The 15,079-nt window shown below is 40.8% G+C and carries 10 protein-coding genes; 7 read left to right on the forward strand and 3 right to left on the reverse strand.

Annotation, left to right across the window (positions count from 1 at the left end):
- Window positions 1–1,411 precede the first annotated feature (1,411 nt).
- The 4 genes from infA to ACFINZ_RS06835 all read left to right on the forward strand — a co-directional run bounded on the left by infA (window position 1,412) and on the right by ACFINZ_RS06835 (window position 4,711).
- Window positions 1,412–1,630, forward strand: a complete 219-nt coding sequence (gene infA, locus ACFINZ_RS06820) for a translation initiation factor IF-1 (protein WP_004857577.1) — start codon at window positions 1,412–1,414, stop codon at window positions 1,628–1,630.
- A 243-nt stretch (window positions 1,631–1,873) separates the two neighbouring features.
- Entirely contained in the window at window positions 1,874–2,587 is a 714-nt protein-coding gene (locus ACFINZ_RS06825) for a Maf family nucleotide pyrophosphatase (RefSeq protein WP_375701266.1), read from the forward strand.
- Window positions 2,588–2,608: 21 nt separating this feature from the next.
- Window positions 2,609–2,893 (forward strand): DNA gyrase inhibitor YacG, encoded by a 285-nt coding sequence (gene yacG, locus ACFINZ_RS06830; RefSeq protein WP_375611670.1) that lies wholly within the window; start codon window positions 2,609–2,611, stop codon window positions 2,891–2,893.
- Between the two features lie 609 nt (window positions 2,894–3,502).
- Window positions 3,503–4,711: an MFS transporter gene (locus ACFINZ_RS06835; protein ID WP_375701270.1), complete on the forward strand. Its 1,209-nt coding sequence runs from the start codon at window positions 3,503–3,505 to the stop codon at window positions 4,709–4,711.
- A 426-nt stretch (window positions 4,712–5,137) separates the two neighbouring features.
- Here ACFINZ_RS06835 and ACFINZ_RS06840 read toward each other — a convergent pair whose 3' ends face one another.
- On the reverse strand, window positions 5,138–5,509 hold the full coding sequence (locus ACFINZ_RS06840) for a helix-turn-helix domain-containing protein (protein WP_375701271.1): 372 nt from the start codon (window positions 5,507–5,509) through the stop codon (window positions 5,138–5,140).
- A 1,340-nt stretch (window positions 5,510–6,849) separates the two neighbouring features.
- Between ACFINZ_RS06840 and ACFINZ_RS06845 the strand changes: the two genes are divergently transcribed.
- Window positions 6,850–6,987 carry a hypothetical protein gene (locus ACFINZ_RS06845; protein WP_375638510.1) on the forward strand — a complete coding sequence of 46 codons (138 nt, stop codon included), beginning with the start codon at window positions 6,850–6,852 and terminating at the stop codon, window positions 6,985–6,987.
- Between the two features lie 617 nt (window positions 6,988–7,604).
- On the opposite strand, the gene ACFINZ_RS06850 is transcribed toward ACFINZ_RS06845, so the two are convergent.
- Window positions 7,605–8,636, reverse strand: a complete 1,032-nt coding sequence (locus ACFINZ_RS06850; RefSeq protein WP_375701267.1) for a DUF3472 domain-containing protein — start codon at window positions 8,634–8,636, stop codon at window positions 7,605–7,607.
- 460 nt (window positions 8,637–9,096) lie between these two features.
- Between ACFINZ_RS06850 and clpB the strand changes: the two genes are divergently transcribed.
- Together clpB and ACFINZ_RS06860 are read left to right on the forward strand one after the other, a co-directional pair.
- A complete protein-coding gene (gene clpB / locus ACFINZ_RS06855; protein ID WP_375701268.1) occupies window positions 9,097–11,676 on the forward strand; it encodes an ATP-dependent chaperone ClpB in 2,580 nt (859 codons plus the stop codon).
- A gap of 837 nt (window positions 11,677–12,513) precedes the next feature.
- Window positions 12,514–13,653, forward strand: coding sequence for a hypothetical protein (locus ACFINZ_RS06860; RefSeq protein ID WP_375684120.1), 1,140 nt, complete (start codon window positions 12,514–12,516; stop codon window positions 13,651–13,653).
- 240 nt (window positions 13,654–13,893) lie between these two features.
- On the opposite strand, the gene ACFINZ_RS06865 is transcribed toward ACFINZ_RS06860, so the two are convergent.
- Window positions 13,894–14,265, reverse strand: coding sequence for a helix-turn-helix domain-containing protein (locus ACFINZ_RS06865; RefSeq protein WP_375684121.1), 372 nt, complete (start codon window positions 14,263–14,265; stop codon window positions 13,894–13,896).
- Window positions 14,266–15,079 lie beyond the last annotated feature (814 nt).

Genomic DNA, 15,079 nt, shown 5'->3' on the forward strand with positions numbered 1-15,079 from the left:
AATTTGGATTTTTGGTTTGCACTTCAAGCCCCCCTCCGGTTGCGAGCGCCCTCGCATTGGTATTCCGGGAGTCAAAATACTGAGCTCTAGTCAGCTTTTTTGCTTTTAGTGCTTAAAGCACCTGGACATGGCAAAAACTCCCGGAATTCCGGGACACCCACAAGAGTGGGCTCATTTTACGCTAGAGCTTAGGGTTTTTGAATCCCTCTTGATCGCTGCGTAGACGATCAAAATATCTTTTAAGTGATAAAGTAATTTCAGGAGATTGGCAAATGAAAATAGTTTTTATTTATAAACTTTATTTTTTAATGAGAGGCTTTCCGCCTCTCAAACTCTCCGGAACGCTCACCAAAATCATGAGATCAGACCCGCTTTTAATGAGGGGACTAACAATCCTAGGTTCTTAAGGTCAAGGAGACCATTACATGGCGCCTAACGGCGTCCTTGACCCCCAGAACTTAACGGCTTGTTTTGTCCCTCTCACGCGGCTCCGAAATCATGATTAGAAGGGAAGCTTATAGGGGGGGTGATATCAGGCATATCAATTTATCAAGGTGTTTTTTAGAGTGTATGATGAGTATTTTAGGCTGGATTTTTTTGTCGCGTTTGATGAAATAATCTCGTTTGAGGGTGGGTGATCTGAAGTGCTTGGGGGAGATTGGCTAGGCAAGAAGCTGGGGTAATACTATTGTTTATAGAGTGGTGCGGTGTGGAAGTTTCATGTGGCTTTATTCTGTGAATCTGTAAAAGCGTGAAAACGTATATTCGTGAAAAAGGAAAGGCTTTATGTTGTTAGGGGCGTTGTGGTTAATGATACGCAATGTATAGGGATCGTGTTTTCGAAGGTAGGAAGAACAACATAAATGGAAGGAGTGGCTTAGAGGAAGCGTGTGAAGAGAGAGAAAATGGGGAAGGCTTTATAGGAAATGCGTAGAGTATGAAGTGTGGGGCAGTGAAGCATGTTGTGAATGGTGTGTGAAGAATGGAGAAGGTTTTTGAGAAAAGGAAGGGCTTCTGGCGTGGGGGGAGTGGTGTTTATCTGAAGGGCGCATGTTTAAGGTGTGGAAGGTGAGGAAAAGTTGGAGAGAGGATGATTGTTCGTAAGTTGTGGAGGGATTAGTCAGAGGTGTTGTGAAAATGCTTTAGGGGAAAAAATTAGCGTAATTTCTTGTCACACTGAAACCAAAATCATCATAAAAATTGAAGGAAATTAGCGGGTAAAATTGGTGAAAAAAAAGTTTTGATTCTTAAGGTGTGGGATGACGTTTTTTGAGAGCATGGAAGAGTAAACTTGAAAAACCTTTCCCTTTTTGTGGAATTTTTATTCACAAACTTAAGAAAATAGGATATGAACGCTGGAAATAACGCGCAGCTTAACAAAATATGTGCACTGTAAAGGAAATGTTTGTTTATGTCAAAAGAAGAAGTTTTAGAATTTTCTGGTATCGTTACTGAACTCTTACCTAACGCGATGTTTCGTGTGAAACTGGAAAATGATCATGAAATTATTGCTCATACCGCTGGTAGAATGCGGAAAAATCGTATACGGGTGTTGGCCGGTGATAAAATCATGGTGGAAATGACACCTTATGATTTGACAAAAGGGCGTATTACATATCGCTATAAGTAGCATCGTGGGTGGCTTGCACTTTTTTCTAAAAGCTATCATATTATTTCTATTATTTTTTAACAGTTTTTTAGTTTGCTTTTCATGAGTGAAAAAAGGGGAGTGTTTGAAGAGCCTTGAAAAACTGTAAAATCGATGCGGAAAAAGGATAAGGAGATCAATAGCGCTTAAAAGGGAGGCTAAAGGGGCGCTTAAAAAGGGGGTGCTTAAGGGGGTGAGAGGGAAGTCGATTGTGAAGGGGTGGAAATGAGAAATATAAGAGAGTGGGGGGAAAAACGTTTGGCAGATACTCTTACAGAAGAAATTCATTTGGTGCTTGCCTCCGCTTCGCCAAGGCGTTTAGCGCTCTTGGCACAAATAGGGATTGATCCCCAGCAGGTTTATGCAAGCGATATTGATGAAACGCCAAAATTAAAAGAACATCCTGCAAACCTTGCCAAACGTTTGGCAAAAGAAAAAGCACTGAAAGCCCAAAAAATTTTGCGCTGGTACAGTCAGAATGGTCAAGACGAGTTGCAGAATGGTCAAGAAAAATTACCTGGACAGAAAATGATTATCTTGGCGGCTGATACGGTGGTGGCTGTTGGGCGGACCATTTTCCCCAAACCAGAAAGCGAGGATGAGGCTTATGAATGTTTACGATACCTTTCTGGGCGTTCGCATAAGGTCTATGGTGCCATTTGTGCGCTCAATGAACGTGGAAAAATAACCGTAAAATTGGTTGAAAGTCGTGTTCGCTTTAGACGCTTAACTTCTGCCATGATGAAGGCTTACCTTGCTTCAGGAGAATGGCAAGGGAAAGCGGGTGGCTACGCTATCCAAGGAAAAGCAGGGGCTTTTGTTGTCCATATCACGGGTTCTTATTCTAATGTTGTGGGATTGCCTTTGGCTGAAACAGCCGATCTCTTGACCGCTTATCACTATCCACTTTTCACTTATTGGGCTGAACAAACGCATTAGAAAAACTTTAAGGTAAGATCAATGCAAGGTGAAAAGCAACAAAAAGAGAAAAGCAAAAATGAAAAAAAAGCAACAGAAGAAAAGTTAATGAAGAAGCCAATGACAAAGGTGTGCCAAGAACAAAAAGAGCTAAATTTGCAAAAAGAGACCCGTCCTCCGCATCCTTGTCCTATTTGTGGTCAGATGTCACAAAAATCTTCTTATCCTTTTTGTTCCACACGGTGCCGAGCTATTGATCTTAATCGTTGGCTTTCAGGCTCTTATATTTTACCACCCCCACCACAAGTAAGTGATGAAGAAGAATAAAGAGTTCTCTTGAGAAAAGAACGCTAAAGCGTTTTTTGTGTGGGAACTGAAGGGGAGGCGCGCGGGATTATCGTAAATGTATTTAAGAGCTGGATTAACGGCTTGCTTATTATCGTCATTCGCAAAGACGCAGATTAAGTTCAATCAACGATGGAAGTTTTAATACATATCTAAGACTTATCTCCAGAGGTTTTGTTTACCATGGATAATTATAAATTGCTTTGTTGCATGAAGGTCGATGGTGCTTTGTTGCGTGAAAGTTGTTGGTGCCTTTAGGGTGTGAGGAAAAATTGATCATCTAATCAGTATTGCTAACGAAAAAAGAGGGGCGCGTGTTTTGGTGCAAAGAGATGGGGCAATAAAAAATAGCTTGTTGGTGCTTTGTTGCGTGAAAGTTGTTGGTGCCTTTAGGGTGTGAGGAAAAATTGATCATCTAATCAGTATTGCTAAGGAAAAAAAGGGCGCGCGTGTTTTGGTGCAAAGAGACGGGGTAACAAAAAATCGCTTGTTAGTGCTTTGTTGCGTGAAAGTTGTTGATGCCTTTAGGGTGTGAGGAAAAATTGATCATCTAATCAGTATTGCTAACGAAAAAGAGGGGCGCGTGTTTTGGTGCAAAGAGACGGGGTAACAAAAAATCGCTTGTTGGTGCTTTTGCTGGGTAATGGCGTGGTGTCATTTGGCGGTTGGATTGATTATATCGTGATTTTGACCGTATCTGTGTTCACGTGGAAAGCTGATCAATATGATGTCGCTTTTATTGGAGCGGCAACATTATTACCTGGTATCGTTCTGTCTAAGCCAATTGGAATGTTGGTAAGTCACCGTTCTATGATCCATTGGTTGCGGGCGTCACTGCTGTTACGGGCACTCTGTACTGTCGGTTTATTGATGGCGACGAGTCTGCAAGGATTTATTATACTGGCAGTTATTCGAGCGACATTCAACAGTCTAGCCATGCCTGCAATTTCCGTTCTCAGTGCAAATTCGGTGCCTGAAAACGGACGGACTCGTTACTATTCTGTGCTTAACATGATCAATATCGCGGCAAAGATGATAGGACCTGCTTTGGGGAGTGCTCTGTCTGTACTTTTATCAGATACCTATACTTTATTGTTTTCTGGATTTTTGACATTGCTAGGCTTTATGGTGTTTTGTTGTCTTGGTGCACAACCTGTCTCGTCGCTCATGATAAAAACAGCGAATACCATAAAATCAAAGCAGAGGCTTTATGGGACAACTTGGTATGCCTATGTGGCGGTGATGTTTGTGTATTTTGCCATGATCTTTATGGTGAATAATCAGTTGCCGGTTATTCTTAGTGCAATGAAAATGAATAAACAGGCTCTTGGGATGCTGGTATCGGCTTCGGCAATCGGTAATTTTCTCTATGGATTTTGGAGTGTGAAACAATCAAAGTATAAACCCCTTACAGGCAAAATATCAGAGTTGTTAATGCCGGCAATGTCAACAATGATTGGTTTTGTCATGATCTCAGTGTGCTTTTTTTACTTTGATTTACTCCGTATTGAGACTTTGTTGCTCTGTTTTTTCCTTATTGGAATGGTTAGCGCTTACTTTTCCATATCTTCTAATGTTTATCTGGTAAGCAATTTCAATGAACAGATTGGATTGGCTTCCGGATGGGTGCAGTCTATACAAAATTTAGCTATGTTGGTGGCGCCCTTTGTTGGAGCGTTTGTTTTAGGTCACACTTCGGCTGGAAAATTGTTCCTTCTTTCTGGATTGAGTGGATTATTCTGTTTATTGGCTATCAGGATATTGCTGAACCGTTCTTTGTTAATTGTTCGATCTCAATGATTGGCTCATCAATAAAACAAATATTTTAAATCATTTTTCTGAGATTTAGAGGACGTGGAGATAATCCAACATAGAGCAGCTTTTTCAACGTTATAGGTTTAATCTTTGATTTTTACTTAAACGCTCATATTTTTTTTCGGGGCTTTGCCTTCTTGACACTGTTCTACCGTCTCGTAAACGCAATAGGGGGCATGGTTTTGAGTAACAATGTCATTTTTGTTTAACTCCGCTTTGCTACGAATAGCCAAACTTAAAAACTCAGCTGCCAATCCTTAATCAGCTTGACTTGAAGCAATAATGGAAACAGAAAACGAGGAGCTATAGTGTGAATTATCTTATATGCCGTAAAATATCATTCTTGGAGGTATGGTGATATCAGGTATGGGAAACTTTAGGCAGGGGGTATGTTAATTGTTGCTCTTTTTCCTAATCAGAAATCAACCACAAGATTGCTTTTTGTTTTTTCGGCTGGAGGTCTCTAAAGTTTTTTAAAAGGGTGTGTTCTTTTTCGCTGTATGTTTCTTGATTGTGGTGTAAGAGAGTTTCTTTTGTTGAGAGATCTTCTTTTGTGGCAATGTCTGCATAAAAAAAGTTTACGGGAACTTCTAGTTTTTGAGCGATTTTGAGTAAATACCCTACGCTTACACGATTGAAGCCTTTTTCGTATTTTTGGATTTGTTGGAAACTGACACCTAAATGGCTTCCTAATTCTTTTTGAGAAAGGCTCATGGCAATTCTTCTTTGACGAATTCTTTTGCCTATCAAAATGTCGATAAAATGTGGATTTTTGGTTTGCACTTCAAGCCCCCCCTCCGGTTGCGAGCGCCCTCGCATTGGTATTCCGGGAGTCTAAAAGTACTGAACCCTAGTCAGCTTTTTTGCTTTTAGTGCGGAAACGCACCTGGACATAGCAAAAACTCCCGGAATCCCGGGATACCCACAAGAGTGGGTTCAATTGTACGCTAGGGTTTAGGGCTTTTAGTTCCCTGTTGATCGTTGCGTGGACGATCAAAATTACACTTTAAGTGATAAAGTAATTTCAGAAGATTGGCAAGAAAAATCAAAATAATCTCAAAGACTATAAGATTGGGTACTTTTTAAAAAGTGCGAAATATGGATTATAAATCGCGCTTTTACCTATCAAAATGTCGATAAAATATGGATTTTTGGTTTGCACTTCAAGCCCCCCTCCGGTTGCGAGCGCCCTCGCATTGGTATTCCGAGAGTAACAAGTACTGAACCCTAGTCAGCTTTTTGCTTTTAGTGCGGAAACGCACCTAGACATAGCAAAATCTCCCGGAATTCTAAGGATATTCGAAAAAGTGGGCTCAATTGTACGCTCGGACTTAGGGCTTTTAGTTCCCTGTTGATCGCTGCGTGGACGATCAAAATGACACTTTAAGTGATAAAGTAATTTCAGAAGGTTGGCAAGAAAAATGAAAAATTTTCTATTCTGTTATACCGTAAAACGGCGCTATTTGAAGGAGGAGTGAAGAGCTTGAATATTCAGGGTAGGGCTTGATTTGTTGAGCCTGGTGAAGTGCTGTCTTTTTTGGGGGGGGAGACTGTAAGGGGACTAGGCAAAAAGCTGGGTTCGTTTTCAGAACAGTGTTTACAGTGCAGCGCGGGGTGGTGATGTGGAAATTTTATTTGGCTGACTTCTGTAATAACGTAAAAGCGTTAAAACGTATATCCGTAAAATAATGCGGGGGATTTGTGCTTTGTGTATACTTTTATTTGGCGTGGAATGTGGTGAGATAAATGGGGGAATGCATTTGTGAGTGGAGAGGGGAAAGCTGGGATGAAAAGGGGTGTTAAGTGCGTTTTCTGGAGAAGAGTATGTGGAGAATATTTGGAGGAAGGGCTTATTTGTCTTGTCTGATGAAACAGCATTTTTTGATATGTGGGATAGCCATATGAAATAATCAGCAGGGGAATCTAATAGACAAGAAATCAGATTTTTGCAGAGCAGTGTTTACAGAGCAGTGCGTGGGGTGAATCTTTCGTTGGCTATTTTCTGTGAATGTGTAAAAGCGTAAAAATGTGAATCTGTTAAAGTGAAGAGGAGGATTTATGGATTTATGCATTGTGCGTGTTTTGGTGGCACGTTGGGTTTTTGCATGGATGGGGTGAGATAAATGGGGAGAGAACGAGCTTGTGAATCGAGGAGGGAAGCTGGAATGAAGAGTGCTGTAAGTCGTAAATGTTTGATGGGAGAGAAAAAGGAGTGCGTGGAATGGGAGAGTGCCTATGGACAAGGGGGAGGGTGTGGATAAGAGGTGGGGGTAGTTTAAAGGGATGCGTGAAGGGATGGTGTGAGGGTGATAGAAGAGGGAGGGTGAGGCTTTTATTAAAGGGTGCTGTGGTTTTGAAAGGGGGTGAGAATGGAGAAAATACGCTGGAAAGTATGATGATGAGGTGAGCTAATTTTGGGGGCACGTTGGGTTTTTGCATGGATGGGGTGAGATAAATGGGGGGAGAACGAGAGCTTGTTAATCGAGGAGGGAAGCTGGAATGAAGAGTGCTGTAAGTCGTGAATGTGTGATGGGAGAGAAAAAGGAGTGCGTGGAATGGAGAGAGTGCCTATGGACAAGGGGAGGGTGTGGATAAGAGGCGGGGGTAGTGCAAAGGGATGCGTGAAGGGATGGTGTGAGGGTGATAGAAGAGGGAGGTGAGGATTTTATTAAAGGGTGTTGTGGTTTTGAAAGGGGGTGAGAATGGAGAAAATGCCCTGGAAAGTCTGGTGACGAGGGAAGTTAAAGGGGACGACGGGATGAGAGCAGGGCTCGAAAAAATAACTGGGAAAGGGAGCCGTGGTGGGGAAATGAAAAAAAACTTTCTCACCCCCAGTTGTTTTCAAAGGGGAGTGAGGGGCTTATCAAGAAGAAAAAAGCTAGTTTCTTTTCATAATCTTCCAAGTTTTTCCATCAGACATATACATAATCTTTTGACCTGTGGTTATCTTTTGTGTGCCGTGAGTGGTGTGAAGCGTAGAACTGAAAGCCGCTAGATGATCTATAAAGATTGATTTCCACTTAAATGAATCAGGAGATGGCAAAAAGATATTGGGTGCCCAAGAACGATTTTTTGAACGAATAACGACAAGCTCTTTTTGTTTCAAAACGTTAGAAATTGTTTCTGCAGACAGATCTTTCTCATTGGAAATTTGTATTTCTGGTTTAGTAGTAGGCGAGGCTAAACCTCCAAAGTCGCTTATACTTGTCATGCAAAAGTTGGATGTACATGATGTTTGGATGAAGTCAGAATCTTGACACTTTCCTTGATTAGAAGCTTTCAGACTCCCTTCGTGTAGCTTGTTTTGTTTTATGCCTTGAGGCTCAAAAAAAATCGAACTTTGCGGACTTAAATCATAACAGGAGGAGAGATGTCTCTTCCAACGAGAATGGTCTTCAACAAAACTTGAAGATTTACGGAGTTGTCCAAATGTATTTGGTACTTCTATGGTCCCAATATTCACTTTTTTACCCGTTATAAAATCGACTACTGTCGCTGTAACTAGATTTCCATTTTTTTCAACATATAATCGATATCTGCGTCCCATCTCCCATGGAAAGTTAATTTCACATCGTACTCCTGAACCTTCCTGAGTAAAATGCTTACATGTATTACCCTTCCATCCCGTTGCATTCCAGATAGAAAAATGAATGGTACGGCCGCTCCTGTTGAAAAAACCAATTTGTCCACTTTTTCCATTTTGGAATTCAAATTTATTTCCCCAGAAATAGATGGAGTTAGACCCACCATCGTAATTTACTTGCTGGGTGAAAACAAATAGATCAAATGATGCATTTTTAAGCCATTCATGCTCTATTGTAATAACTTTGCCGGCAAAAATGGCATAGCTTGGTTTACTTATCAGAAGGAATAAAAGTATTAAAATAACCTTTTTTACAGTATGGTACATACTCAAATCCTCTATCTTAATAAAAATAGTGTAACTTTATAAGTATTAAAGCACATATTCAATGATTTGTTAAGTAAAATTAGAGAAAATACTTTAATGTTTACTCTAAACTATATGCTGTAAAGACTACTTTGTTTAAAGTGTTTTTGCATGCTCCTTTTCTGCTGTTCAAATTTAAGTTTTAATGGTGGAATTTAGGGGTGATGGTTTAAAAGGGGGAGTGATGATGGGGGGGGTATAAGAAAAGTTGCGGTTTTTATTTAAAATGATAGCGTATTTTTTTTCTCCCTCTTGCTATGAGGCTTGTAGAAACCCATATTCTTTTTAGCACTATGGTTCTTCTTCTTGCTGCTTTTTTCGCGGTGTTTTTTAGAGGCTGGAAAATCCTTTCTGGATGTTTCTTTTGTGGAATATTGGAGAGGTTAAAGTGTGGTGATGGCTTGAGATTTAAGGAAAAAAAATGAACTTGGAAAAATATAGCGAACGCGTGCAGGGTTTTTTACAATCAGCACAAAATAGCGCTCTTGCTTCTGATCATCAGCAGTTTTTGCCGGAGCATTTCCTGAAAGTGTTGTTAGACGATTCTCAAGGATTGGCTGCATCGCTTATCCAAAACGCTGGTGGTGATCTTACTCTTATTCAAAAGGCGCTAAAAGAAGCACTTGATGCTTTGCCTAAAGTGCAGGGGGGAAATGGACAGCTCTATCTTTCTCAGCCATTGGCAAAAGTTTTCGCGCTGGCTGAGGATATTGCGAAAAAAGCCGGTGATCAGTTTGTGACCGTGGAGCGCATGTTGCAAGCGCTGATCATGGAAAAGACCGCAAAAACAGCCGATATTTTAACAAGTGGAGGATTGACCCCGCAAGCGCTTAATCGGGCAATTAATGCGCTGCGGAAAGGAAAAACAGCAACAAGCCCCCATGCTGAAGGACAATATGATGCCTTGCAAAAATATGCCCGGGATCTCACAAAAGATGCCCGTGAAGGAAAACTCGACCCTGTGATTGGGCGGGAAGAGGAAATCCGCCGCACTATTCAGGTGCTTTCACGGCGTACCAAAAATAATCCCGTGTTGATTGGTGAGCCTGGGGTGGGGAAAACAGCTATTGTGGAAGGGTTAGCTCTGCGCATTATCAATGGCGATGTGCCTGAAACTTTGCGGGATAAACAGCTTCATGCGTTGGATATGGGAGCGCTTATCGCTGGTGCAAAGTATCGTGGGGAATTCGAAGAGCGCCTTAAAGCGGTGCTGGCAGAGGTGCAAGCCGAAAATGGACAAATTATCCTCTTTATTGATGAATTGCACAATCTTGTTGGCGCTGGAAAATCTGACGGTCCTATGGATGCTTCTAACTTGTTAAAACCTGCTCTTGCACGCGGAGAACTCCATTGTGTGGGCGCTACTACGCTCGATGAATATCGAAAATATGTCGAAAAAGACGCTGCTCTTGCACGCCGCTTCCAACCTGTCTTTGTACCTGAACCCTCTTTGGAAGATACTATTTCTATTTTGCGCGGTATTAAGGAAAAATATGAACAACATCACAAAGTTCGTTTGGCTGATAGTGCTTTAATTGCAGCTGCAAAGCTTTCTTCACGCTATATTACGGATCGCTTCTTGCCGGATAAAGCTATTGATCTGATCGATGAAGCGGCTGCGCGGTTGCGTATGCAGGTCGATTCAAAGCCGGAAGAACTCGATGCTGTTGATCGGCGTATTTTACAGTTGAAGATCGAACGGGAAGCTTTGAAAACAGATGTCGAGCCAACAGCAAAAGAACGTTTGGAAAATGTGCAGGAGGAACTCAAAACATTGGAACAACAGTCCGCTGAGATGACAAGTGCTTGGCAGGCCGAAAAACAAAAATTAGGGCATGCTGCCGATTTGAAAAAACAACTCGAAGAAGCCCGTAATGCTTTGGCTATTGCACAGCGTGATGGACAATTCCAACGCGCTGGAGAGCTCGCTTATAGTGTCATTCCTGAACTCGAAAAACAATTGAGTATCGCGGAAAATGATGACCAACAAAATCATCTCGTCGAAGAGACGGTTACTGCTGAACATGTGGCGCGGATTGTTTCACGCTGGACCGGTATTCCTGTTGATCGAATGCTGGAGGCAGAACGGGAGGCGCTGTTGCGGATGGAAGATGAAATTAGCAAACGTGTGATTGGGCAGGGAGAGGCTGTGCAAGCTGTTTCTCGTGCTGTACGTCGTGCGCGTGCAGGGTTGCAAGATCCTAATCGGCCGCTTGGCTCTTTCATGTTTTTGGGTCCTACTGGTGTGGGGAAAACCGAATTAACCAAAGCACTGGCCGCTTTTCTTTTCCAAGACCCCAATGCCATGTTGCGTATTGATATGTCAGAATATATGGAAAAACATGCTGGGGCGAGGCTGATTGGGGCACCTCCCGGATATGTCGGATATGAAGAAGGGGGAGTGCTGACCGAAGCTGTACGTAGAAGACCGTACCAGGTCATTTTATTCGATGAAATTGAAAAAGCACACCCTGATATTTTTAATCTCTTGTTGCAAGTGTTGGATGAGGGACGCTTGACGGATAGCCAGGGCAGAACTGTCGACTTTCGTAACACTTTGTTGATTATGACTTCTAATCTTGGTGCTGAGTTTTTAACTGCTTTGCCTGAAGGGCAAACAACCGATCAGGCAAAAAATGATGTTATGAATGTCGTTAAAGCGGCTTTCCGTCCTGAATTTTTAAACCGTATTGATGAGATTATTCTCTTTCAAAGGCTGCAACGTCACGATATGGAAGCTATCGTCGATATTCAGATAGAACATTTGCAAAATTTGCTCAATGAACGCAAAATAACTTTGCAAATCGAGCCAGAGGTGAGAAAATTTCTTGCCGATAAGGGCTATGATCCCCTTTATGGTGCGCGTCCGCTTAAACGGATTATCCAAAAAGAAATTCAAGACCCACTGGCGGAAAATATCTTATTTGGAAAAATTCACGATGAGACAACGGTGAAAATTACAAAACAAGGAGATCGGTTGGAATTTTTGCCTGAAGATTAAGTTTGGAAAAATTCATGGTATAAAGGGCGGTGATAATCCTATTATGTGATAAACACCGCTCTTTGAAGCGTGCTGATTTAGAAAAATTCACGATGAGACAGCGGTATTTTATTGCAAAGCAAAGGGAGTGGCTGGTGTTTTTGCATGTTAAATCAGCGTTTTCGAATATCGTAGGATTCTTTTACTTCTGTTTGTCGTGAAAACTATTTTCTTGCAATTTTATAAGTGAAGTCACAAGCGGGATTGCTTTATTGCTTTGTGCGTAAAAACGTTAGAGAGAAATGCCGTTTATCCGCCGTAAAACATTGCTCTTTGAGGGGGTGTGGGGGATTTTAGACGAAGATATTTTGATGATGGATTGGAGTTTTGCTGTTTAAGAAAAAGGTGGAGGATGCGTAAAATGCACTGCTCTCTCATTTTTTCGGTGATGTGCGTTTTTTTGCTTTAAAATTTTGCTAAAAGTTTTTTTTAACTGTTTGATTGATTGCACTCTTGTTAGTGGCTCGTAGATAATGAAGCATGATTATCTGCACAATCAAGTTTGCTCCTTTGCAGTTTTTTAATCAAGATAAAGACTTAAAAAAAGCTCCCTAACCTGTTTTGGTTAAAATTTTCGCTATTCGTGTTACAAAGACAAGTTTAAGTGGAGGTGTATATTAAAAATATCATCTATATCTTAATTTAGTTTACTTTACTTATTTACCAATAAACTATAATATGGTAAATATTAAGTAAAATAAACAGATAATGAACTTTTTTCAAGAACTTTAATAAGAACTGTATTGGAGTTTATTGATAAAAAGGGTCATTTGAAATTTAAATGGGGGGTATAATCTCATGAAATTAGCTACAAACTTAGCCACAAACAAGGAATTAATTAACAGCTGGTTTGCAAAGGAAGTTAAGAGTTACAATCGGCGTATTCCAGAAGGCTTAAAGGATTTCTACGAGGATAGGAAAGATTCGTTAATAAGTGATGATAAGCTTCAACAGGAAATTTTGGACTCTTTAATACAGCGTATATCGTTAACACCGGATGATTCCAATCCATTAAAGATGTTTCTTGAACAAGGCATTTCTTTTAGGGAGGAGCAAGGGCCGAGAGTTTTTGATACTATTAGAGGTGAGCATTCGATATCTGTTAAAAGTGGAGAAAGCGTTGATCCATTTAAAGTGAATGATCCAAAAATTGACGCATCATCTATACCGGACAAACGAGAAAATACCCATACATTTACGATGACGTGTGATCGAAGAGAGCGTGCTTTTAGAGAAGAGTGTGGGCTGGACAATCTTTTAGAAGAGATTAGATCGTCTGTCCGAGAGCAGGATAATGTTGAGAGTTACAATTGGTTAGAAAAGCTTATTGATCGTGCAGTAAACAGTGAAGTTGCACCGTTACAAGAAACACAAGAAATCTACATTCCAGACATTCGTGATCATCGTTTAGATGAAAAATCATATGAGCTCGCTATAAAAATCATTCGACGAGCAGTCAGATGTCTTGGGGTTCCCTCACGTTTGTACAATGCTTGTTATTTTCAAAAAGCTTTTTCTTTGCGTGATCTTGTATTCATTTTTGGCATAGGTGCTCAATTTGATATAAATGCTCTAGTTCTTAACGAAGTCATGAATATATCGACAGTTTGTGACGCTAAAAATAACCTTTTAAAAGTAAAAGATTTTGGTGAGAAAAATAGCGATGTTATTGGTCTTGCTATGTCAAAAAAAGCGATATCTATCGATGACTTAAAAATAAAAAGGTATAGCGAGTTTGATCCAAACAATTTGCGCACGAATATCTTTTTTCATATTTCGCAATCGTCATTATTTCGTCCGTTTGAAACAATGATTGTTTTTAAAGCAGGGACTGATGATCAGATTGAAAAAACAATAAAAAGGTATGAAGGCACCAATGACATGAAGTTAAAAGAAGAAGCAGAGAAAGAAGCTTTAAAAAGAGTGAAAGTGCTATAAAAAGACTAATTGAGGCATTCAAAAGTCATTGGAAAATTATAAGTGACAACAAAAATGCAGCTGATTATCCTAGTCTGCCGTAAAACATTGCTCTTTGAAGGGGTGTGGTGTGCTAGAATATTTGAGGGCAGGGTTTGAGTTATTGAGCCTGATGAAGTGCTGTTGTTTGAGGGGAAGCTGGTTTGAATTTGACTTAAGGGGGGGATATGAATGGAATAATGTTGATCGTTGTGCTGTTGCTTAATCAGAAATTAGCCACAAGATTGCTTTTTGTTTTTTCGGCTGGAGTTCTCTAAAATTTCTCAACAGAGTGTGTTCTTTTTCGCTATAGGTTTCTTGATTGTGGTGTAAGAGGGTTTCTTTTGTGGGAAGATCTTCTTTTGTGGCAATGTCTGCATAAAAAAAGTTCATAGGAACTTCTAGTTTTTGAGCGATTTCCAGTAAACATTTGGCACTTACACGATTGAAGCCTTTTTCGTATTTTTGGATTTGTTGGAAACTGACACCTAAATAGCTTCCTAATTCTTTTTGGGAAAGCCCTATTGCAATGCGTCTATGACGGATTCTTTTGCCTATCAAAATATCGATAAAATGTGGATTTCTAGTTGGCACTTCAAGCCCCCCTCCGGTTGCGAGCGCCCTCGCATTGGTATTCCGGGAGCCTGAAAGCACTGACCTCGAATCAGCATTTTGCTTTTAGTGCTCATCGCACCTGGACATAGCAAAATCTCCCGGAATTCCGGGATACCCGCAAAGCGGGATAAATTTATGTGTCAAGTCTTCGGGTTTTTAATCCCTATTGATCGTTGCGTAGACGATCAAAATTACACTTTAAGTGATAAAGTAATTTCAGAAGATTGGCAAGAAAAATCAATGTGCTATAAAACGGCGTTATTTGGAGGGGGGATGATATCAAGTATATCAATTTCCACATTTAGGTGTTTTTTAGAGTGTGTGGTGAATATTTTTGGCTGGGCTTATCTTGTCTGGTCTGATGAAACATTTTCGTTTGAGGGGGGTGTCTGAAGACTGTAAGGGTACTAGGCAAAAAGCTGGATTCGTTTATAGACTATTGTTTATAGAGCTGTGCGGGGTGGTGAACTTTTCGTTGGCTTTGTTCTGTAAAGATGTAAAAGCGTAAAAATGTGAATCTGTAAAAGTGAAGTGGGGGGATTTGTGGATTATATATTGTGCGTGTTTTTGGTCACTTTGGGCTTTTGGGGGCGTGGAATGTGGTGCGAGAATTGGGGGGAAGTGTCTTCGTGAATGGAAGTTTAGAGGAAGAGTGCTGTTAAGTTGTTAAGTGTGTGACGGGAGAGAAAAAGGGGAATGGAGGATGAAGAGAGTGCGCATGGATAGGAGGAGAGTGTGGGTAAGGCGGTGGTGCAAAGAGATGCGTGAAGGATGGCGGTTTTGGAGATAGGGC

This window comes from Bartonella sp. AA81SXKL, from assembly GCF_042196945.1.
Classification (GTDB): domain Bacteria; phylum Pseudomonadota; class Alphaproteobacteria; order Rhizobiales; family Rhizobiaceae; genus Bartonella.

What these genes read in the sequence shown, in the direction of transcription:
- infA (WP_004857577.1), top strand. Translation starts at nt 1,412, where the DNA reads ATGTCAAAAGAAGAAGTTTTAGAATTTTCTGGTATCGTTACTGAACTC.
- ACFINZ_RS06825 (WP_375701266.1), top strand. Translation starts at nt 1,874, where the DNA reads ATGAGAAATATAAGAGAGTGGGGGGAAAAACGTTTGGCAGATACTCTT.
- yacG (WP_375611670.1), top strand. Translation starts at nt 2,609, where the DNA reads ATGCAAGGTGAAAAGCAACAAAAAGAGAAAAGCAAAAATGAAAAAAAA.
- ACFINZ_RS06845 (WP_375638510.1), top strand. Translation starts at nt 6,850, where the DNA reads ATGGGGAGAGAACGAGCTTGTGAATCGAGGAGGGAAGCTGGAATGAAG.
- ACFINZ_RS06850 (WP_375701267.1), bottom strand. Translation starts at nt 8,636, where the DNA reads ATGTACCATACTGTAAAAAAGGTTATTTTAATACTTTTATTCCTTCTG.
- clpB (WP_375701268.1), top strand. Translation starts at nt 9,097, where the DNA reads ATGAACTTGGAAAAATATAGCGAACGCGTGCAGGGTTTTTTACAATCA.
- ACFINZ_RS06860 (WP_375684120.1), top strand. Translation starts at nt 12,514, where the DNA reads ATGAAATTAGCTACAAACTTAGCCACAAACAAGGAATTAATTAACAGC.